Origin of the sequence: Rhizobium sp. PP-CC-3G-465 (genome assembly GCF_004343445.1) — a bacterium.
In the GTDB taxonomy this organism is placed as follows: domain Bacteria; phylum Pseudomonadota; class Alphaproteobacteria; order Rhizobiales; family Rhizobiaceae; genus Ferranicluibacter; species Ferranicluibacter rubi.
Map to the genome: position 1 here is coordinate 2,281,321 of NZ_SLYH01000001.1, position 20,179 is coordinate 2,301,499.

21 protein-coding genes are annotated in these 20,179 nt (G+C 63.2%); 7 read left to right on the top strand and 14 right to left on the bottom strand.

All coding sequences use genetic code 11. The features are described from left to right. The first annotated feature begins 337 nt into the window (after positions 1 to 337). A complete protein-coding gene (gene glgX / locus C8J33_RS10770) occupies positions 338 to 2,428 on the top strand; it encodes a glycogen debranching protein GlgX (protein ID WP_132664145.1) in 2,091 nt (696 codons plus the stop codon). 109 nt (positions 2,429 to 2,537) lie between these two features. On the opposite strand, the gene glgA is transcribed toward glgX, so the two are convergent. Together glgA and C8J33_RS10780 are read right to left on the bottom strand one after the other, a co-directional pair. After that, complete coding sequence (glgA, locus tag C8J33_RS10775) at positions 2,538 to 3,995, bottom strand: glycogen synthase GlgA (protein WP_132664147.1); 1,458 nt, start codon at positions 3,993 to 3,995, stop codon at positions 2,538 to 2,540. Between the two features lie 244 nt (positions 3,996 to 4,239). Continuing rightward, positions 4,240 to 4,512, bottom strand: coding sequence for a DUF2934 domain-containing protein (locus tag C8J33_RS10780; protein ID WP_110800309.1), 273 nt, complete (start codon positions 4,510 to 4,512; stop codon positions 4,240 to 4,242). A 287-nt stretch (positions 4,513 to 4,799) separates the two neighbouring features. Here C8J33_RS10780 and C8J33_RS10785 point away from each other — a divergent pair, with 287 nt between their 5' ends. Further along, on the top strand, positions 4,800 to 5,186 hold the full coding sequence (locus C8J33_RS10785; protein ID WP_110800310.1) for a hypothetical protein: 387 nt from the start codon (positions 4,800 to 4,802) through the stop codon (positions 5,184 to 5,186). Positions 5,187 to 5,256: 70 nt separating this feature from the next. On the opposite strand, the gene C8J33_RS10790 is transcribed toward C8J33_RS10785, so the two are convergent. Continuing rightward, complete coding sequence (locus C8J33_RS10790; protein WP_132664149.1) at positions 5,257 to 5,916, bottom strand: TetR/AcrR family transcriptional regulator; 660 nt, start codon at positions 5,914 to 5,916, stop codon at positions 5,257 to 5,259. 120 nt (positions 5,917 to 6,036) lie between these two features. On the opposite strand from C8J33_RS10790, the gene C8J33_RS10795 reads away from it, so the two are divergent. After that, positions 6,037 to 6,303 carry a hypothetical protein gene (locus C8J33_RS10795; RefSeq protein WP_132439966.1) on the top strand — a complete coding sequence of 89 codons (267 nt, stop codon included), beginning with the start codon at positions 6,037 to 6,039 and terminating at the stop codon, positions 6,301 to 6,303. A gap of 136 nt (positions 6,304 to 6,439) precedes the next feature. On the opposite strand, the gene pncB is transcribed toward C8J33_RS10795, so the two are convergent. Beyond that, positions 6,440 to 7,744, bottom strand: a complete 1,305-nt coding sequence (gene pncB, locus C8J33_RS10800) for a nicotinate phosphoribosyltransferase (RefSeq protein WP_132664151.1) — start codon at positions 7,742 to 7,744, stop codon at positions 6,440 to 6,442. A gap of 238 nt (positions 7,745 to 7,982) precedes the next feature. On the opposite strand from pncB, the gene C8J33_RS10805 reads away from it, so the two are divergent. From C8J33_RS10805 to C8J33_RS10815, 3 genes are read left to right on the top strand one after another with little or no spacing between them, the layout of a single operon-like run. Further along, positions 7,983 to 8,741 carry a DeoR/GlpR family DNA-binding transcription regulator gene (locus C8J33_RS10805; protein WP_132664531.1) on the top strand — a complete coding sequence of 253 codons (759 nt, stop codon included), beginning with the start codon at positions 7,983 to 7,985 and terminating at the stop codon, positions 8,739 to 8,741. A 30-nt stretch (positions 8,742 to 8,771) separates the two neighbouring features. Then, positions 8,772 to 9,539, top strand: coding sequence for a triose-phosphate isomerase (locus C8J33_RS10810; RefSeq protein ID WP_132664153.1), 768 nt, complete (start codon positions 8,772 to 8,774; stop codon positions 9,537 to 9,539). A gap of 29 nt (positions 9,540 to 9,568) precedes the next feature. Continuing rightward, positions 9,569 to 10,006, top strand: a complete 438-nt coding sequence (locus tag C8J33_RS10815) for an RpiB/LacA/LacB family sugar-phosphate isomerase (RefSeq protein WP_132664155.1) — start codon at positions 9,569 to 9,571, stop codon at positions 10,004 to 10,006. A 91-nt stretch (positions 10,007 to 10,097) separates the two neighbouring features. Here the strand turns inward: C8J33_RS10815 and C8J33_RS10820 are convergent, their stop codons facing one another. Then, positions 10,098 to 12,365, bottom strand: a complete 2,268-nt coding sequence (locus tag C8J33_RS10820) for a heavy metal translocating P-type ATPase (protein ID WP_132664157.1) — start codon at positions 12,363 to 12,365, stop codon at positions 10,098 to 10,100. Positions 12,366 to 12,504: 139 nt separating this feature from the next. On the opposite strand from C8J33_RS10820, the gene C8J33_RS10825 reads away from it, so the two are divergent. After that, on the top strand, positions 12,505 to 13,059 hold the full coding sequence (locus C8J33_RS10825; protein ID WP_132664159.1) for a 2'-5' RNA ligase family protein: 555 nt from the start codon (positions 12,505 to 12,507) through the stop codon (positions 13,057 to 13,059). A gap of 5 nt (positions 13,060 to 13,064) precedes the next feature. Here the strand turns inward: C8J33_RS10825 and C8J33_RS10830 are convergent, their stop codons facing one another. The 9 genes from C8J33_RS10830 to C8J33_RS10870 form a co-directional block, all read right to left on the bottom strand. Then, a complete protein-coding gene (locus C8J33_RS10830; RefSeq protein ID WP_132664532.1) occupies positions 13,065 to 13,382 on the bottom strand; it encodes a DUF6074 family protein in 318 nt (105 codons plus the stop codon). 83 nt (positions 13,383 to 13,465) lie between these two features. Continuing rightward, entirely contained in the window at positions 13,466 to 13,939 is a 474-nt protein-coding gene (gene ybaK, locus C8J33_RS10835; protein WP_132664161.1) for a Cys-tRNA(Pro) deacylase, read from the bottom strand. Between the two features lie 17 nt (positions 13,940 to 13,956). Then, positions 13,957 to 14,307 carry an ArsC family reductase gene (locus C8J33_RS10840; protein ID WP_132664163.1) on the bottom strand — a complete coding sequence of 117 codons (351 nt, stop codon included), beginning with the start codon at positions 14,305 to 14,307 and terminating at the stop codon, positions 13,957 to 13,959. Between the two features lie 3 nt (positions 14,308 to 14,310). Next, complete coding sequence (locus tag C8J33_RS10845; RefSeq protein WP_132664165.1) at positions 14,311 to 15,384, bottom strand: succinylglutamate desuccinylase/aspartoacylase domain-containing protein; 1,074 nt, start codon at positions 15,382 to 15,384, stop codon at positions 14,311 to 14,313. A gap of 190 nt (positions 15,385 to 15,574) precedes the next feature. Next, entirely contained in the window at positions 15,575 to 17,152 is a 1,578-nt protein-coding gene (guaA, locus tag C8J33_RS10850; RefSeq protein WP_132664167.1) for a glutamine-hydrolyzing GMP synthase, read from the bottom strand. A gap of 85 nt (positions 17,153 to 17,237) precedes the next feature. Continuing rightward, complete coding sequence (locus tag C8J33_RS10855) at positions 17,238 to 17,879, bottom strand: 5'-methylthioadenosine/S-adenosylhomocysteine nucleosidase (RefSeq protein WP_132664533.1); 642 nt, start codon at positions 17,877 to 17,879, stop codon at positions 17,238 to 17,240. Between the two features lie 17 nt (positions 17,880 to 17,896). Next, entirely contained in the window at positions 17,897 to 18,349 is a 453-nt protein-coding gene (locus C8J33_RS10860; RefSeq protein ID WP_132664169.1) for a PaaI family thioesterase, read from the bottom strand. Positions 18,350 to 18,465: 116 nt separating this feature from the next. Beyond that, positions 18,466 to 18,942, bottom strand: coding sequence for a TspO/MBR family protein (locus C8J33_RS10865; protein ID WP_132445837.1), 477 nt, complete (start codon positions 18,940 to 18,942; stop codon positions 18,466 to 18,468). A gap of 146 nt (positions 18,943 to 19,088) precedes the next feature. Beyond that, positions 19,089 to 20,171 (bottom strand): DUF1513 domain-containing protein, encoded by a 1,083-nt coding sequence (locus tag C8J33_RS10870; RefSeq protein ID WP_132664171.1) that lies wholly within the window; start codon positions 20,169 to 20,171, stop codon positions 19,089 to 19,091. Positions 20,172 to 20,179 lie beyond the last annotated feature (8 nt).

Below are 20,179 nucleotides of genomic sequence, written 5' to 3' on the forward strand. Positions count from 1 at the left end.
TTCGGCGCACTGTCTGCGCCTGCCCGGCTGGCCTGCGATCCGCCCTTCAACAAGCGGATCCGGGCAAAGGTTCCGGGCGCGCTCGCGTGTTTGCTGCATTGCGAAGGAAATGCATCGCGTGACCACAAAATCCAGTCCACGAAGCGACGGACAGGCAATGTTTATTGCTGACTGAACTTGTTCATGCTCCGGCCGTTAGCATGCGATAGGCGCAGACCGGCACCTTCCGGCTTCCGACAGGCCAGCACGACGGCGCCGAAAACAAGATTTCCTCTTCGAGAGGGAACAAAATGATGCGACGCACAATTTCTGATCCGATCAACACAGGGGACGTTTCATGGACGCCAAAGTCAATCAATACGCGGTCGAGCCGGGATCGTGGCATACGCTCGGGGCAACGCCCGACAAGGACGGCGTCAATTTCGCGATCTTTTCGGCACATGCCGAACGCATCGAACTTTGCCTCTTCGATGACAGTGGCGCCGTCGAAGTTGCCCGCATCGAGCTTCCCGAATACACGAACGAGATCTGGCACGGCTACATCCCCGGCCTGAAGCCCGGCGCGCTCTATGGCTATCGCGTCCACGGACCCTTTGATCCGGAGCGCGGGCATCGCTTCAATCCGAACAAGCTTCTGGTGGACCCCTACGCCCGCGAACTGGTTGGTGACGTGGAATGGTCGAAGGCGCATTTCGCCTATGAGATGGATGCTGAGACCGACAAAGACCTTTCCTTCAACACGCTCGACAGCGCGTCAGTGACGCCGAAAGGCCGCGTTATCGATCCGAAGACCTACGACTGGAAGGGCGATCGCGGCCCGATCATCCCGTGGTCGAAGACGATCTTTTACGAAACGCATGTGAAGGGCTTCACCAAGCTGCACCCGGCAATTCCGGAAAACATGCGTGGCACGTTCGACGGCATGGGCCACAAGGCAGCCGTCGATTATTTGAAGAGCCTCGGCATTACCTCGGTCGAACTGCTACCGACCCATTTCTTCCCCGACGACAGCATGCTGGTCGACAAGGGCCTCCACAATTACTGGGGATACAACACGCTCGGCTTCTTCGCACCTGCCACGCGTTATTACGGTCCACGCGCCCTCGATGGCTTCCGCGACATGGTTCGCGCCCTGCATGATGGCGGGCTCGAGGTCATTCTCGACGTGGTCTATAACCACACGGCCGAAGGCAACGAGCTTGGACCGACGCTCTCCTTCAAGGGCATCGACAACTTCTCCTACTACCGCACCCTGCCCGACAACCACCGCTACTATATCAACGACACCGGCACCGGGAATACGGTCAACACCTCGCATCCCCGCGTCTTGCAGATGGTGACAGACTCGCTGCGCTACTGGGTCGAAGAAATGCATGTCGATGGCTTCCGCTTCGACCTCGGCACCATTCTCGGTCGCGAGCCGGAAGGTTTCGACGAGCGCGGCGGTTTTTTCGATGCGGTTTCGCAGGATCCGGTTCTCTCCAAGGTCAAGCTCGTCGGCGAACCCTGGGACATCGGTCCGGGCGGCTATCAGGTCGGCGGCTTTCCGCCCGGCTGGGCCGAGTGGAACGACAAGTATCGCGACACGGTCCGCGATTACTGGATGGACACGGACGGCACGGCGCCGGATTTTGCGGCGCGCCTGTTCGGCTCCGGCGATATCTACGACCTTCGCGGCCGTCGCCCCTGGGCGAGCGTCAACTTCGTCGCCGCGCATGATGGCTTCACCATCAACGATCTCGTTTCCTACAACGAGAAGCACAACGATGCGAATGGCGAAGACAACAAGGACGGCCACGGCGACAACCGCAGCTTCAACTACGGCGCCGAGGGTCCGACCGAAGACGAGACCATCAACGCCACCCGCGAACGCCAGAAGCGGAACTTTCTCGCCACGCTGCTGCTATCGCACGGCACACCTATGATTCTCGGCGGCGACGAGTTCGGTCGCAGCCAGATGGGCAACAATAACGGCTACTGCCAAGACAGTGATATCAGCTGGATCCACTGGGAGAACCTGCCGCCCAGTGCCGACGTGCTGCGCGACTTCGTCCGACGGCTGACGACGTTGCGCGCGACCCAGCCGCTGCTGCACCGCGAGAACTGGCGCGACGGCATGGTCATCACTTGGCTGAATGCAGGTGGCGGCGAGCAGACCGAGGAACAGTGGCAGGATGGCGGCGGAACCACCATCGGTGCCCTGATCTCGCGCGACGATCTCGTCGGCAAGGACGGCGTCTGGTCGCATATTCTGATGATCTTCAACCCGCATGATGGCGTCGTTCCCTTCGCCCTTCCCGAGTCGCCCAGCGGCAGCTGGGTGCTGGAACTGACGACGGACGATCCGGCTGTCGAAGCGCAGCCTGTGGATGCGGCAGAAGCCTTCGATATGCAGGCCCGCAGCCTCGCGGTCTTCCGCCCGGCCTGATCATTTGAGACCGGCCCGCACTACGCGGGCCGGTTCAATTTCCGAACAAGAAAAAAGCCGGTCAGACGCAAGGTCAGGCCGGCTTCTTTCGTTCATTACGATGATAGGATCAGGCCGTCGCCTTTTGCGCCTTTGCGATCACCTTGCCATACAGCTCGGCATATTGCTCGGCGCTGCGCTCCCACGAGAAATTGGCCTTCATGCCCTGGTTCTGCAGGCGGGCCCATTTCTTCGGGTCGCGATAGGCGTGGAAGGCCCGGTGGATGGCGAGGCGGAGATTGTCGCTGGTGGCGGGGTGGAACTGGAAACCGGTGGCGACGCGCGCGGACATGGCTGCGTCGTTGGCGTCGATGATCGTTTCCGACAAGCCGCCCGTGCGGGAGACGACGGGTACGGCACCATAGCGCAGCGCATAGAGCTGCGTCAGGCCGCAAGGCTCGAAGCGGGAGGGCTGGATGATGATGTCGGTGCCGCCGTGCACGAGATGCGCCGTTTCCTCGTCATAGCCGATACGGACGCCGATCTTTCCGGGATGCCGCCCGGCAGCGAGCAGCAACTGGGTTTCGATGTCTTTCGAGCCCTTGCCGAGCACGATCAACTTGCCGCCGAGCGCCGCAATCTCCTCCGCGACCTCAGCCAGCATGTCGCCGCCCTTCTGCCAGGTAAGGCGGGTGACGGCGGCGAGAACAGGTCCGGGGGTCGCATCCAGCCGGAATGTCTCGAGCAGCCGGGGCCGGTTGATGCCGCGGTTGCGGATGTGACGGACGTCGTATCGTGCCGGCAGATAGGGGTCGGTGGCAGGATCCCAGATCTCGCTGTCGATGCCGTTGACGATGCCGGTGAAGGTATCGAGACGCGACAGAAGCGCGCCTTCCATGCCCATTCCGAGCTCCGGCGAAACGATCTCGCGCGCATAGGTCGGACTGACGGTGGTGATCGCGCTCGCGGTGCGGATGCCACCCTTGAGATAGCTCATGTCGCCGTAATATTCGAGGCAATCGATCGACAGCGCCTCGGGCGGAAGACCGATATCCTTCAGATGGGCGGCGGAATACTGGCCCTGAAATGCGAGGTTATGGATGGTGAGAACCGACGGGATCGCCCAGGCATTGGCGGAGTAGCGCATGTAGACCGAGGTCAGCGCCGTCTGCCAGTCATGGGTGTGCACGAGATCGGGCGTCCAGTCCGGCAGAAGCCCGCCTGCGACGGCCGAGGCCACGTAGGAGAGAACCGCGAAGCGCTTCCAGTTGTCGGGGTGGTCGATGCCATCCTCGCCGACATAGGGGCCGCCGGGACGATCATAGAGCGCCGGTGCGTTCAGCACGAGAAGATCGAGACCCTGGCACTCCGCTTCGAGCAGCCAGGCCGGGTTACCGAAGAGATCAGGGAAAAAATGCACCGGCCGCGCATTGCTTACTTCGGCGAGGACAGAGGTATAGCCGGGGATCAGGCTGCGGGTGCGATACCCGCGCGCGGAAAGGACTTTCGGCAGTGCCCCGGTCACGTCGGCAAGGCCGCCGGTTTTGATCAGGGGGAAGATTTCCGACGTCACAGACAGTACGTTCACGCAGGTCACGTTCCTCTTTGCAATCCGGTTGGATTGCCGGCTGAAATGGAGGTCGGGAGAAAAGCGAAACACCTCTTGCTCCGATGATGGAGGAAAGCGGACCCCGTGTCCGCACAAATATTGCGGAGCAGGTGAGAAACTTGTGCAGTGCGATTGGGAGGTGCGCCGCGTGCGCAGAATGTCGGGCGGGAGCCGTCGTCGCGAGGAAAATCAGGCACCGGGCAAGGCCGGCGCCTGTGCGGTCTCAGACCGTCTTGCGCTTGCGCTTTGCACCGGGATTTCCGGCAGCGCCGCCGTCCACAACAGACAGCGGAGGCTTGGCCTTATCGGCATTGGCAGGCTTGTCGACAGGTGCGGCTTCGTCCTCAGGCTCACCGAGCACCGAGGTGTTTTCGGCATTGGCAAGCTCTTGATAGGCTTGGCCCCAATGCTCGTCATGCCGACCTTCCGGCCGGCCTTCGGATTCCCACAAGGCATAAGCCCGCTTCTTGATCAGGTCTTCGTCTTTCTCGGTCATGGCCTTCTCCCTTTGATAATCGGACTACCGCCACTCCCAAATCAGGGAGGGTCAATTTGGTTCCAGATCAGACAGAAATTTTACCCGTTCCGGCGCTCTTTTAGAGGGAGCGACGAAAGTCCTTGGAGACAGAGTGTCCGCGTGGCCCTTGCGGTCGACACGACGGCTGGATGACGGTCGAAACCGCCCTATCTAGCGCTCACGGATCGTCTCGGCGCAGGCCCTTATCGCCGACGCGAAGAATCCGCCAAGTCACTGCCGCAACATGCAGCTTTCCGGAGTGTGTCATGAGAAAACGGATTGTTCTAGCCATTGCTGCCGCATCGGCTTTTGCCGGCCTGTCGCCAGCCGCCGCGCAAACGCCCAAGATCGAGGACGTCTGCGTGCAGGTCGCAAAGCACCTGCTTCTTGCCGAGACCTTTCAGACTGGCGTCGTCCAGTCCTTTCCGGAACTGAAGCCGCCGGGCGCCCGCCTCACCTTCTCCACCCGCGAAGGCGTCGAGAAGAAGGACATGGTGGATTCCATCGAGTGCGAATTCCAGAACACCGCCGCACCGTTCGACCTGCAGCGCTTCTGCGTATCCAGCACCTGCTATGGCCCGAATGAGCGCAACGAGGCCAACAAGCGCCGCTTCGATGAGGTTCGCGCGCTTCTGAAACGCGACGGCCTTTAGTTCAACGCAAAGCGCCATCGCGACCCCGCCGCGATGGCGCTTCTATGGAACGAAGCGGGCGGACACGGCGTCAGGTCGTGCTGACGCCGAAGGCTGTCAGCGTGTTGCGGCAGGCGCGCTGGAAACACTGGGCGGGGCCTTCGAGGCCTGAAGCTTGGCGGCTGACACGGGCGCCTTCCAGCAAGAGGAGCAGGGTATCCGCAAGGGTTTCGGGCTCCTCGATGCCCGTCCGCCGGCAGAGATCCGTCAGCTTTTCGCGCTGCAGAATCTTGAAGGTCTCGATGACGGCATGGGCCGGATGGCCCGCTTCCTTGAGTTCCACTGCGGCATTGGCAATGTCGCAACCGAACTGGTCGCGCTGGAGACAATCCGAAAGGGCCGTCACCCAAGCACCAAGCTGGGCCTTCGCATCATCGGGAAACCGCCTCTCGATGTCCGCCCACATTGCGCCGCTCTTTTCGGAGGTCACGCGAAGCGTCTCGCAGACGAGGTCGTCCTTGGAGCCGAAATGCCGGTAGAGCGTCATCTTGTTGGTCGACGCCGCCTCGGCGATCGCATCGACGCCGATGCCGCGGATGCCGTGCTGGCGAAACAGTTCGCAGGCGCTGGTGACGATACGGTCACGTGGAGCGACCTTTACGGAGGACAGACCGGGGGGCGATGTCGATTCCTGGTCCGGCTTCACAGTAGAGCCACGTTTGGCGTTTTTATTCACGACAGCGATTGACATGGGTGTGACCGTTCGGTAACAAATGACGTGTTACTTACCGGTAACACGCTAAAGCATTTCGGTCAAGGACAGGCCCAACCCCGCCTGTCCTCGGCTGTGGACGACACGAAGGAGAAGGCCATGAACATGGCACATGACGATCTGACCCTGAACGAGGTGCTGACCGATCCGATGATCCGCGCCGTGATGCGGGCCGATGGCGTGACCTCCTCGCAGTTCAAGACGCTGCTCTATTCGGCAGCGAACGCGCTGGAGCATGCCAAGCCGGAACCCGGCGGCGCCCGCACCCATGCGGCCAAGCTTCTGGCAGCGCCAAAACGCCGCCTGCTCGCCATGGTGCATCCGCTGGCGGTGCGCTCCGGCTCCGCCTGCGCTGCCTGCTACTGAGCAGCACTCCCGATCCACGGGTTTGGCTGCGATCGAGCCGGTCTGTGAGACGCGCCCCGTTCCCGGGCGACAAGAAAACCCGACCGGAAGGACCTCCTCCGGTCGGGTTTTTTGTGTCTGCTGCAGGGGAATGGCGTCAGACGCGGACGGCGAGTTCCTCGAAGTCCTGCGTTCCGAAGAATTTCAGGTAGCGCTCGACCTCGGCCGGGTCGCCCGTCGCCTTGCGGGGGTTGTCGGACAGCTTGACGGCCGGGCGGCCGTTGGCGTCGATGACCTTGCAGACGATGGAGATGGGGTTGAGACCGCTGACCTCCGTCGGTGCGCAATCAGCAAAGTCGTTGGTGAGGTTGGTGCCCCAGCCGAAGCTCATGCGCACCCTCCCCTCGAAATGCCGATAGGTCTTGACGATCATCTCGACATCGAGCCCGTCGGAGAAGATCAGCAGTTTTTCCCTAGGGTCGCGGCCATGGGCGCGCCACCAGTCGAGAATGCGCTCGCCGCCCTCGATCGGCGGGGCGCTGTCGGGGCGGAAGCCGGTCCAGTCGGCGACCCAGTCGGGCGCATTCTTGAGAAAGGCTGCCGTTCCGAAGGCGTCCGGCAGGACGATCAGCAGGTTGCCGCCATAAAGACGGTTCCAGTCCTGCAGGACCTTGTAAGGCGCATCCGCAAGGTCGGCATCGGTCTTGGCAAGGGCTGCCGCCACCATCGGCAACTCATGGGCATTGGTGCCGAGCGCCTCGAGATCGGTATCCATGGCGAGGAGCACATTGCTGGTGCCGGAGAAAGACTCGCCGATGCCTTCCTTCAACGCCTCGACGCACCAGCGCTGCCACAGAAACGAATGACGGCGGCGGGTGCCGAAATCGGAGATGCGCAGGTCGGGCACCGCCCGCAGCTGCTCCACCTTCGACCACATCTTCGCCTTGGCGCGGGCATAGAGAACGTCGAGCGCAAAGGGGCCCATGCCCTTCATGGCGGTGCGCGAGCGCAGCTCGTTGACGATGGCGAGCGCCGGGATTTCCCACATGCTCGTATGCGTCCACTTGCCGGGAAACGTCAGCTCATACTGGCCGTGGCGGCGCGAAAGCTCGTAGTCAGGCAGCTGGAAATCGGCCAGCCAGTCGAGGAAGTCGGGCGAGAAGATCTGCTTTCGACCATAGAAGGTGTTGCCGGCGAGCCAGATCATTTCCTTCTTGGTGAAGCGCATCGTGCGGACGTGATCCAGCTGCTCGCGCAGTTCCTGCTCATCGATCTCCTCCGTCAGAAGCACCGTCTTGGTGCGGTTGATCAGCGAAAAGGTCGCATCGACATCCGGGTAAAGACGCCAGATCATCTGCAACATCAGGAGCTTGTAGAAGTCCGTATCCAAGAGGCTGCGCACGACCGGGTCGAGCTTCCAGGCATTGTCGTAGACGCGCCGCGCAATATCCGTCTTCGTCATGCCGTATCCTCGCATCCGCGCGAACGGTGAAACCGCAGCGGATATTCCTCCGGCGCTGCACTATTGATGGCGCAACGAACTGCATCTTCATGCCACGCCAAACCGCTGCCTGCAACACGTGCGGGCCATCGAATGCTCCCGACAACATAACATTCAATCGTCACATAATCTCATTCATAATGTTGTATTTTTGCACGAGACTGTTTATATGGCCCTGAGGATGGAGATCGCAGTGGCTTTGAAACCGAACGATCGGCGGCAGGAGATCATGGATATTCTGATGGAGGCAGGCTCTGCTTCCGTCGAGGATCTGTCTCTGCGCTTTTCCGTCAGCAAGATGACCATCCATCGCGACCTCGACGATCTCGAGCAGGCGGGCCTCTTGCGCAAGGTCCATGGCGGGGCGTCCATTCAGTCGAGCGCGCAGTTCGAGAGCGACTTTCGCTACCGCGAGAAGATGGCGGCCGAGGAGAAGCGGCAGCTCGCATCCCATGCCGCAACACTGGTGGAGCCCGGGCAGATCATCATCATCGACGACGGCTCGACGGCCGGCGGTCTTGCCGATCATCTCGCGACCATCCGGCCGCTGACGGTGATCACCAACAACCTCTCCGTCATCGTCAAGCTCACCGCCATTCCCGGCATCGAGGTCATCTCGCTCGGGGGGCAGTACAGCCGCAAGTTCAACGGTTTCTTCGGCATCGTCACGGAGGAAACGTTGTCATCGCTGCGGGCCGACATCGCCTTTCTCTCCTCATCCGCCATTCAGGGGGCCGCCGCCTATCATCAGGATCAGGAAGTGGTGAAGACCAAGCGCCAGATGATGCGCTCGGCAAGCCGCAGCTACCTGCTGGTGGACCACGCGAAATTCGGCAAGCCGGCCCTGCACTTCCTGACGGGACTGGACGGCTTCAGCGCCGTTATCACCAGCGACCGCATCGACGCCGGCCACGAGGCTGCGCTGAGCGATGCCGGCATTTCGATCATCAAGGTCTGACGACCGGGACTTCACGACGAGGAGCATGCAGTGAAAACGAACGACATCTGGGTTGGAACGAGCTGGAAGATGAACAAGACGCTCAGCGAGGCCATGGCCTTCGCCGACGGTCTGGGGACGAGCGACGCCGCGCGCGATCCGCGCATCCAGCGCTTCGTCATCCCGCCCTTCACCGCCGCGCGCGAGGTCAAGCAGCGGCTGTCCGGCACCAGCGTCAAGGTGGGCGCGCAGAACATGCACTGGGACGATGCCGGCGCCTGGACCGGCGAAATCTCCGCACCGATGCTGGCCGATTGCGGGCTCGATCTCGTGGAGCTCGGTCATAGCGAACGGCGCGAGCATTTCGGCGAGACCGACCGGACCGTCGGCCTGAAGACCGCAGCCGCCGTCCGTCACGGCCTGACGCCGCTGATCTGCATCGGCGAGACGCTGTCCGAGCGCGAGGCCGGCGAGGCGGATGCGGTTCTCAAGCGACAGGTCGAAGGTGCGCTGTCCGAGCTCACCGGTGCGGACCGGGAAAAGCCGGTGCTTCTTGCCTACGAGCCCGTCTGGGCCATCGGCGTCAACGGCATTCCGGCATCGGCCGACTATGCCGACGACCGCCATGCCCGCATCGCCGAGGTGGCGAAGGCCTGTCTCGGCGTTTCCGTGCCCGTTCTCTATGGCGGCAGCGTCAATCCAGGCAATTGCGCGGAGCTGATCGCCAAACCCCATATCGACGGCCTCTTCATCGGCCGTTCCGCCTGGAATGTCAGTGGTTATCTCGACATCCTGACCCGCGTTTCATCCGCTCTCTGACATCAACAAAAGCCTGAAAGGAAACAGCCATGAAAATCGCCATCGGAGCCGACAGCGCCGGCAAGCCGCTTCTCGACGTCATCGCCAAGCATCTCGCGACCCGCAATGATATCGAGGTCACCGACCTCAGCCAGCAGGGCTTCTATGCAGACCTGTCGCAGAAGCTCGCACAGACCATCGTCGACGGCGAGAACGAGCGCGGCATCCTCTTCTGCGGTACCGGCATCGGCGTCAGCATTTCGGCCAACAAGGTGCCCGGCATCCGGGCGGCGCTGACGCACGATACCTATTCGGCGGAACGTGCCGCGAAGTCGAACAATGCCCAGATCATTACCATGGGCGCCCGCGTCATCGGACCGGAACTCGCCAAGGCGATCGTCGATACCTGGCTTGCCTCCGAGTTCGATCCGAGCGGCTCGTCCGCCGACAACGTCAAGGCGATCGATCGTCTCGATACCGCGAAATAACATTCCCTTCCGCCGGTCGCGCAGATCCTCCCTCGCGACCCCGGAGACAGACGCCCGGCAGCGATGCCGGGCGTTTTTCGTTGCACATTGATCAGGCGCGGACGCGCAGGAGGCGTAAAGCGTTGATGGTGACGAGCACCGTCGCCCCAGTATCCGCCAAAATCGCCGGCCACAGGCCTGTGATGCCAACCACAGTCGTGACGAGGAACACGGCCTTCAAACCGAGCGCGACGGCGATGTTCTGGCGAATATTGGCCATGCAGCGTTTCGACAGATCGATCAGCGCCGCGACATCGGCGATGCGCCCGTGAAGAATGGCAGCGTCCGCGGTTTCCAGCGCCACATCCGTACCGCCGCCGATGGCAATGCCGATATCGGCGGCCGCCAGTGCCGGCGCATCGTTGATGCCGTCTCCGACCTTGGCAACCGTCGCGCCCTGCGCCTTCAGTTCGCGCACGATGGTCTGCTTGTCCTCAGGCATCAGTTCGGCCCGCACGTCGATGCCGAGGTCACGCCCGACGGCCTCTGCCACGCGGCGGTTGTCGCCGGTGAGCATGACGGTGCGGATGCCGGCCGCCTTCAGTGCCGCAAGTGCCTGCCGTGCGTCCTTGCGCGGCTCGTCGCGCATGGCGATGGCGCCGGCCACCTGACCATCGATGACAAGTACCGACACGGTCTTGCCATCGTCGTTGAGCGCTTGGATCGCACTTGACTGCTCGGCGGAGAGCGGCACGATCTCGCCTGCGGCACGGGGCGAGCCGAGGAGAAGCTTTTGCTGGCCGACCGTGCCCGTGACCCCTTTGCCGCCCAAGGCTGATGCGCCTTCGGCTGCGGGATAGGCAATGCCCTCCGCCTCCGCCCGGGCGAGGATGGCGAGCGCCAGAGGATGGCTCGACCCCGCATCGAGCGCGGCCGAGAGCCGCAGGATGTCGCTCTCCGCAACCGCGAAGGCAAGAATATCGGTGACGACGGGACGGCCTTCGGTCAGCGTCCCCGTCTTGTCGAAGGCGACGGTATCGACCGTGCCGAGCTTTTCGAGGACGGCGCCGCCCTTGACCAGCAGTCCCCGACGAGCGCCAGCGGACAGGGAGGCAGCGATGGCGGCGGGCGTCGAGATGACCAGCGCGCAGGGGCAGCCGATGAGCAGGATGGCGAGGCCCTTGTAGACCCATTCCGACCAGGATCCTCCCGCCAGAAGCGGCGGCAGGATGGCGACCAGCGCGGCGACCACGACCACGCCCGGCGTGTAGTAACGCGAGAAACGATCGATGAAGCGCTCGGTCGGCGCCTTTGCCTCCTGCGCTTCCTCCACGAGACGGACGACGCGGGCGATGGTGTTGTCGGCCGCTGCCGCCGTGACGGTGACCCGCAGCACGCCTTCGCCATTGACGGTGCCGGCAAAGACCGGATCATTCGCGGTCTTGCGAACGGGCACGCTTTCGCCCGTCACCGGCGCTTCGTCGATCGCGCTTTCGCCGGAAATGATATCGCCATCGGCCGGAATGCGGTCGCCGGGGCGGATGCGGATGATGTTTCCGGGAAGGAGCGTTTCTGCTGGTACCTCGCGCGTGTTGCCGTTGTCATCGAGGAAGGCCGTCTTCGGCACGAGATCCGACAGGGCCTGAATGCTGCGCCGCGCCCGGCTGGCCGCTACACCCTCCAGCAGTTCGCCGACGAGAAACAGGAAGACGACGGCTGCCGCCTCCTCGCCCGCATCGATGATGACGGCGCCGATCGCCGCGATGGTCATCAGCATTTCGATCGAGAAGGGCGTTCCCGCCAGCGCCGCCATGATAGCGCGCCGGCCGATGGGCACGAGGCCGACGAGAAGCGCGATGAGGAAGGCGTTCGAGGCGAGCGGGGGAAACAGATGCCCGACGGCATAGGCGAGCACGAGGGCACCGCCGCAGAGAAGCGTCAGCCGGCCCTTGTCGGAGGCCCACCAGGGCCCGGACGTTGGCCCGTGGTCGTGCCCGTGCAGGCCCGAGGATGGAGCGGCAGCCGCGTTTGCCGGACTCTGATCGTGTTGATGATGCTTGTGGTCATGGTCGCCTTGGCCGTGGCTTTCATGTTCATGGTCGTCATGGGCGTGCCCTCCGCAGCAGGCCGAGGCCTGCGGAGTCGTTTTTACCGGCGTCCGGTTTGCGGGCACGGTCTTGTAGCCGAGACCCGACACCTTGCGGGCCAAAGCGGGAAGGTCCGTCGTCTCGTCATGGTGGACGGTCATGGCCTGCGTCGTCACCGAGACCGCGACATCGGCGACACCCGGTAGCCGCCGGACGGCTGTGTCGATCTTGGACGCGCAGGAGGCGCAGTCCATGCCTGAAACGTCGAATCGTGTTTGCCGCATCTCGCCCATCATCATCTCCGTCGCGTGATGGATCCTTGTAAAGGCTCTAGCGACTAGAGCTACAAGACCGAAAATGATGAGACGTGCGTTTCCTGCATCCGAGCCAGACGCGCAGGCGTAAGACGGGCAGCATAGGGATACGAGGATCATGGCCGAGAGCGAGGACGAACAACGCGACGAGGCGCGCTCAGCGGATCTCGACCATCGGCCCCTGATTGTCACGGTCGAGATGGAGGCGGCGGCGCAGGCACATTTCGATCATCTGCGGAGCCGGTATTTCCCGCCGGAGCGAAACTGGCTTTCCGCGCATATCACGCTGTTTCATGCCCTGCCGGGCAAGGAACGAGAGGCCATAGCGCAGCATCTCGCGCAGGCTGTTGCCGGGCGATCGCCGATCACGGTGACGGTCGAGCGTGTGCGCTTCCTTGGAAACGGCGTTGCCTTTGTGCTGTCGAGCCCGGCACTACAGGGCCTGCGGGCCTTGCTCGCCAAGCGTTTTCAGCCATGGCTGACGCGGCAGGACGAGCAGGGGTTCCGACCGCATGTGACGGTGCAGAACAAGGTTCCGGCGGAGACGGCGCGTGCGCTTCAGGCCACCTTGTCCGAAGACTTCGCGCCGTGGGATTTTACCGTCACCGGCCTTTCCCTCTGGCACTATGACGGTGGCCCTTGGGAGAAGACGGCCCGCTTTCCGCTCTCCTGACGGCGTCAGGTGCGGGCGCGGTGACAGGTTTCCGGGTCGGCATCGGCGCCGGCTTCCAGGCGCTCGGTGTAGCGGCGCATCATCTCGAGCTGAACTTCGGTCTGAAAATCCATGACCTGATGGTGGATATCGTCCTCGTCGCAGCCGAGTGCGCCGAGATCATCGGCAAGGCCGCGGCAGGCGGTGCGCCAGTAGGCAATAGCGGCCTCGCCGTGGATGGCCTCAAGTTCGGCCGCGCAACGGCGGATCAGGTTTGTCCGTCCGGACAGCGGAAAGGCGATGATCCCGCCATGCGTTTCCCGGGCGTCGTGTCCTGCCTTCATATTCACACCGATTCTCCTTCTGTCACACCGATGTAAGGAGATTTTGGTTAACGCTTCGTTTCCAACGTCTTGTTGCTGTTCTCTTATGTGACCAGCGGCACGGCGATCGCGCCGAGAACCTTGGCCGCATCGGCGGGCGACAGACGGACCTGCAAGCCGCGCTGCCCGCCATTGATATAGACCAGGGGCTCTGCAAGTACCGTCTCCTCGATGAAGGTCGGTACCGTCTTTTTCTGCCCGAACGGGCTGATGCCGCCGACATGGTAGCCGGTAAGCCGTTCGGCGGCCGCCGGCTTCATCATCGCGGCGGACTTGCCAGCAGCGGCCGTGGCCAGCTTCTTCATGCTCACTTCGCGATCGGACGGCACGACCACGCAGACCGGTCTGCCATCGACCTCCGCCATCAGCGTCTTCAGCACGCGCTGCGGCGCCTCACCCATCGCCTCGGCCGCAGCCATGCCGATCCGGTCCACCGAGGGGTCGTAATCGTAGCTATGGGTGGTGAACGCGGTTCCCGCCTTGGTCAGCATCTGTGTCGCACGCGTCGTCTTCGACATCGCCTGTTTCCCTTGGCTTATTTCCCGAACAGCGTGTCGTAGATCTCCGGCCGGAAACCCGCCGTCAGCGCACCATCGCGATCGAGGATCGGCCGCTTGATCATGGAAGGGTTGGCCAGCATCAAGGCGATCGCCTTTTCGGCATTGAGACCCTGCTTTTCCGCGTCCGTCAGCTTGCGAAACGTCGTTCCCGCCCTGTTCAGCACCGTTTCCCAGCCCAAGGCAGCACACCAGCCCGACAGATGCGCACGGTCGACGCCTTCGATCTTGTAGTCGTGAAAACGGTATTCCACGGCGTGACCGTCGAGCCACGTGCGGGCCTTCTTCATCGTGTCGCAGTTGCGGATGCCATAAAGGGTCGTGGTCACGGGTCAGTCCTCCAATGTTCCGGCCCTGCGGCCCGCTCCGGTGATCTCGGCACAGCCGATCTTCATCAGGTCATCCCGGCGGCGGGCAAAGCGTGCCGACGACCGCGTGACGACCAGCCCGGCCTGCGGTGCACGCACCTCCACGTCGTCTTCCGGAAAGCCGGGACGCGGGACGAGCACGGCCAGAAGATCGCCGGCTTCCACGCGATCTCCGATGTCGCGATGAAAAAGAATTGTGCCGGGACCAGGGGCCTTGATCATTTCGATCGTGTCGAGTGCGAAAGCCGGGCCACTATACGGCGGAAGCGCCAGCGATCCGCCGTCCACGACGCCGCGTGCCTCGAGAAATGCCCAGAGGCCGTCGGCATCGCGCTGCGCCACATCAGGCCCGACATCCCGACGCCCGCGCAATTCCACCGTGACGGAGAGACGGCCCGGCAACGAGGCACCCCGGCCGCCCTGCTCCTGCTTCCAGGCGTAGGAAACGGCCTCCTCGAAGGCCGAGCTTTCGCCATCGGAGAGAAACACGGCATCCACCTGCAAAGCAGATGCGAGATCGGAGGCCTCGGGCCAGAAGGCGCTGTCGATATAGGCATAGGGCAGCGATTCGTCGTCGCAATGCAGGTCGAGCACGAGATCGGCGCCGAGCGCACGGTAGAACAACTCCCGTTTCAACCGCTCCGGCGCGGTAAAACGATCGAGATCGACCAGCAGGTCGTCGCGAACGGAGGCAGAAATCAACGGAAAATCGCGATTGTAATTGCCGCGAGAGCCCAGGTCGAATCGACCCTGCATATCCCCGAAATGCGACTGCGCTGCGCCGATCGGGTTGGCCTGCGGCACGATGGTGATATCACCGTGGATCGCCCCTGCCGCGTCCGCCGCGCGAAGGCGCGCGCAGAGACGATGAAGCGTGGCGACGCCCGGACGTTCGTTGGCGTGCAAAGCCGCCTGAATATAGACCTTCGGCATGGAGCCAGCATGCTTACCGGCGAACTCCAACACCGGAACCCGCCAGCTCACCTCCGGCGTATCTCCGGGAATGACGATCACGTCCTGCTTCACCCTGGCCTCCATCTTGTGACGCGACTATAGCCTAACCGTTGCCACACTCAAGAACGAAAAGGGAACGAGTATTGCTTGAGCGACGTCGGCAGCTGACAGTCCAGGATCCTGCAGACGCACATCTGCGTACGACGTCCATCGCTGCGGGAGCAAATGCAAGAGCAGGCGCGTCACCCTTTCGGGTCGCGCCTGCCTGCTTTGCTTATTCCCACTCGATCGTGCCCGGTGGTTTCGACGTCACGTCATAAACCACACGATTGATGCCGCGAACTTCGTTGATGATGCGGGTTGCCGTGCGGCCGAGGAAGTTCATGTCGTAGGGGTAGAAATCGGCCGTCATGCCATCAACCGAGGTGACGGCGCGCAGGGCGCAGACGAAGTCGTAGGTGCGGTGGTCACCCATGACGCCGACGGTCTGGACCGGAAGCAGGACGGCAAAGGCCTGCCAGATGACGTCGTAGAGGCCGGCCTTGCGGATCTCGTCGAGATAGACGGCATCGGCCTTGCGCAGGATGTCGAGCTTTTCGCGCGTCACGCCGCCAGGGCAGCGGATGGCGAGGCCCGGGCCCGGGAACGGATGGCGGCCGACGAAGCGTTCCGGCAGACCGAGTTCGCGGCCGAGAACGCGGACTTCGTCCTTGAAGAGTTCGCGCAGCGGCTCGACCAGCTTCATGTTCATACGGGCCGGCAGGCCGCCGACATTGTGGTGGCTCTTGATCGTGACAGACGGGCCGCCCGAGAAGGACACGCTTTCGATGACGTCGGGATAGAGCGTGCCCTGCGCGAGGAAGGCCGGAGCGCCCTTGCCGTCCGAGGCGATCTTAGCGGCTTCCGCCTCGAACACCTCGATGAACAAGCGGCCGATGATCTTGCGCTTGACCTCGGGATCGACCTCGCCGGCAAGCTCGGTCAGAAAGAGGTCCGACGCATCCACATGGACGAGCGGGATATTGTAGTGATCGCGGAACATCTTGATCACTTCGTCCGCCTCGTTGAGGCGCATCATGCCATGGTCGACAAAGACGCAGGTCAGCTGGTCGCCGATCGCCTCGTGGATCAGCACGGCGGCAACCGAGCTGTCGACGCCGCCCGAGAGCGCGCAGAGCACACGGCCGTTCCCCACCTCGTCGCGGATCTTGCGGATCATTTCGGCGCGGTAGGCGGCCATGGTCCAGTCCGACTTCAGGCCGACGATCTTGTGCACGAAGTTGGAGAGGAGCTTGGCGCCATCCGGCGTGTGCACCACTTCGGGGTGGAACATGGTGGTGTAGTAGCGGCGGCTCTCATCGGCCGCGATCGCGAACGGTGCGTTCTCAGAGGTCGCGATGACCTCGAAGCCGTGCGGCAGCTGCGTCACGCGGTCGCCATGGCTCATCCACACCGGATAGCGGCCGCCGACCTCCCACAGGCCTTCGAACAGCGGGCTTGCCGCCTTGATCTCGACATCGGCACGGCCGAATTCGGCGGCATGACCACCCTCGACGGTGCCGCCGAGCTGGGTGCACATCGTCTGCTGGCCGTAGCAGATGCCGAGCAGCGGAATGCCGCTGTCGAACACCGCCTGCGGCGCGCGCGGGCTGCCTTCCGCCGTCACGGAGGCCGGTCCGCCGGAGAAGATCACGCCCTTCGGGCCCATGCGGGCGAAGGCTTCCTCGGCATTGTTGAAGGGATGGATCTCGCAATACACACCGGCTTCACGAACCCGGCGCGCGATGAGCTGCGTCACCTGGCTGCCGAAATCGATGATGAGGATGCTGTCGGGATGGGCTATCTCGGTCATGCCTGGCCTTTTCACGCGCGGGATCATTCCGAGCCTTTAAATAAACAGGCCGGCAAGTGCAACGTCTAACCCGCTTTTGCGTGGTTCAAAGGCCGAGTGCACTCTGCGCCATCGCCGTTTCCAGCCTGTCCACCATGGCTGCGAGCTTCTCGTCGATGACATGGAGATAGGCCGTCCAGTCGGAGACATGGCGAAGCTCGGCCTTGCCATCGGAAATACCGCGCAGTGCCAGAAGCGGCACGCCGAAGGCCTGGCAGGCGCGCAGCACGGCAAAGGTTTCCATATCCACCATGTCGGCGGCGATATCGGCATAGGCAGATCCGGAAACGATATTGCCGCCGGTGGAGAGGCTCGCCTCCGCAAGGCCCGGGATGCGCAGGGGCAAGGGAACCGTGACGGCCAAATCGAGGAAGGGCGTCGCGCCCTTCTCGAAGCCGAGCGGTGAGGCGTCCATATCGCGATAGGCAACCGAGGTGGCCTGATAGATTTCCGCCTGCTCCAGCGTGGCGGAGCCGGCCGATCCGAGGGAGACGACGAGCGCCGGGAGACGGTTTAAGGTCGAAAGCCGCGACAGCGCGCGCGTGACGGAGACGGCCGCCTCCACCGGGCCGACGCCGGTCATCAGCGGCGTCATTCGGGTCTTCAGATGCGGGCCGTATTCGGCCTCTGCCGCCATGACATAGATAATGGCTTGCTCGCCCACCGGCTTCAGCAGGGTCTCGGGCATCACATCGGGTTTCTTGCTCACTCTGCAAATCCTTCGCGGTCGCGCACGACCATCTTGGTGGCCGTCATCGAGGCGATCAGCTTGGGCGGGGCATCCTGCGACATGGCATAGGCGCGGCCGTCTGAGACGATGATGGTGGTGCCGGGCTTTGTCACTTCGCCGCGAAACAGGAAACGCTCGCCCCGGCCGGGCGAGAGAAGGTTGACCTTGAACTCGATGGTCAGCAGCCCCGCATCCGGCTCCAGCACGGAGTAACCGGCATAGGTGCCCGCCGTTTCCAGCGCGGACGAGATGATGCCGGCATGGAGAATGCCGTGCTGCTGCGTCATCATCTCGTTGAAGGGCAGCTCGATTTCCACCATGCCCTGTTCGACGCGTGTCAGTTCCGCGCCGATCATGCGCATGAAGGCCTGCCGGTCGAAACTCCGGCGGACACGGGCGCGAAAGTCCGGTTCAGTCGTCTCAGCCATGCCCAACACCCCTCTGCTACAGCTCCTGACCGGTCCTTGTGCCGGCAACGCGTTTGGAACCGGAGGAGACTGGCACGCAGCTCCCCTTCCCCGCAAGGGCTTAGGGTTTGGGATCCTCAGTTCAGGAGTAGAATAGAACCGTTGAGAAGCGTCGCAAACGAGACCCACGCGGCATAGGGCATGAAGAGCCATGCCGACAGGCGATCCTGCCGCCAGGAGACGGCGATGAAGGCGTAGACCGAGATCAGCAGCGCGAGGACGACGATCAGCGCCAAGGCGATTTCGTGAAAGCCGAAGAACAGCGGCGACCAGGCGAAGTTGAACAGCATCTGGGCGCCCCAGAAGCGCATGGCGCGCGAGCGCCATAATCCCACGCCGCGCGAGCGGCGGTCCTGCAGGAAGGTACGGGCGCCGACATATCCGATGATGACGTAAAGCGTGGTCCAAACCGGCGCGAAAATCCAGTTCGGCGGATTGAACGGCGGCTTCTGGAGGGACTGGTACCATTCGCCTGGAATGTTGTTGATCCCGATGAGGAGGCCGCAGGCGACAACGGCGACGATGAAGAGAGCATAGGTCAGGAGTGGGCGCATGAGGGTCCGATCAAGGGAATGTCCAGCCGGAGCGCGAATGCTTCGGGACCGGACAGCTGCGAAACTGGGCTTGGGATTTCGGCAACGAGGTAGACGGAAAATTAGGGCAGAGCTCAGCGGTTTACAGTGAGGTGCCGAGGCATAGCTCAGGTGGGGCGGGTGCGGACGATATGCTGGTCCCAGGCGATGGGGGTGCTCCTTCCCGCAAAACGGCCGTCATAGGAGGAGACCGCAAAACCCGGGCCCTGCGCCGGCGCGATGCCGGCGGCATTGGCAAGCCTGTCCAGCCGGACGAAGGCGCCGGTGCGCGCATCGACGGTGACGACCGCCCCGCCTTTCGGGGAGGCGAGCCCGACCAGGCCTTGCTCGCGGTAGACGGCGATGGCGCCGACGTAGTTGGAAAGCGCCGCTGAGGCTTCCTCCGGCAGGTCGAGAAAGCGAATGTCCTCGCCGGGCGCAAAGACGCCGGCGACGGGCGGGCGTGCGTTGCGAGGACCCTCGTACTGGCAGGCAAACCAGATCCGGCCTTTCGCATCGATGTCCACATGCCGGGTCGAGAGCTGCCGGAGATGAGGCGGCATGACATGACGTTCCACCAGACGGCCGGTCGCCGTTTCGATGAGCGCCAGGGACGGCTCCATGTGATCAAGATTCAGCTTGGTCCGCCCGAAATCCGGATGCGTCTCGATGCCGCCATTGGCGACCACCAGCAGGCGTCCATCCGGCGACAGCGTCATATCGTGCGGACCGATGCCGTGGGTCGGGAATTCGGTGATGCGACGGAAACCGTCCGTTCCGTCATAGACGCCGATCATGCCGCGATTGGCGGCAAAGTCGTTCTCCGTCGCGTAGAGCAACCGACCATCCGCCGAGAAGCAGCCATGCCCGAAGAAATGCCGTCCCTCGCTGGCGGTGATGACGACCGGCTCATTGCGCGCGACCCCGTCGAGGATCATCGCGAAGGTTCCCGGGCGACGGGCAAAGGCGACGGTGCGGCCCGACACCGGCGAATGCGCCAATCCATGGGCGCGATCCGGCAGGACATGACGATCGATGACCTCGCCTTCCTCGGAGACGGTCGCGATGCCGTAGGACCCATCGCCATCTCTGAAGGCGGAGGCAAAGACGGCGTCCGTCCGGGTAAGAGCCGTGGCAGACGCAGGCGAGAGCGACGCCGCCCAGGCGGCGCCGGCCATGGAGAGGAAGGCTCGTCTGTCGAGAAGCGTCATGGCTCAGC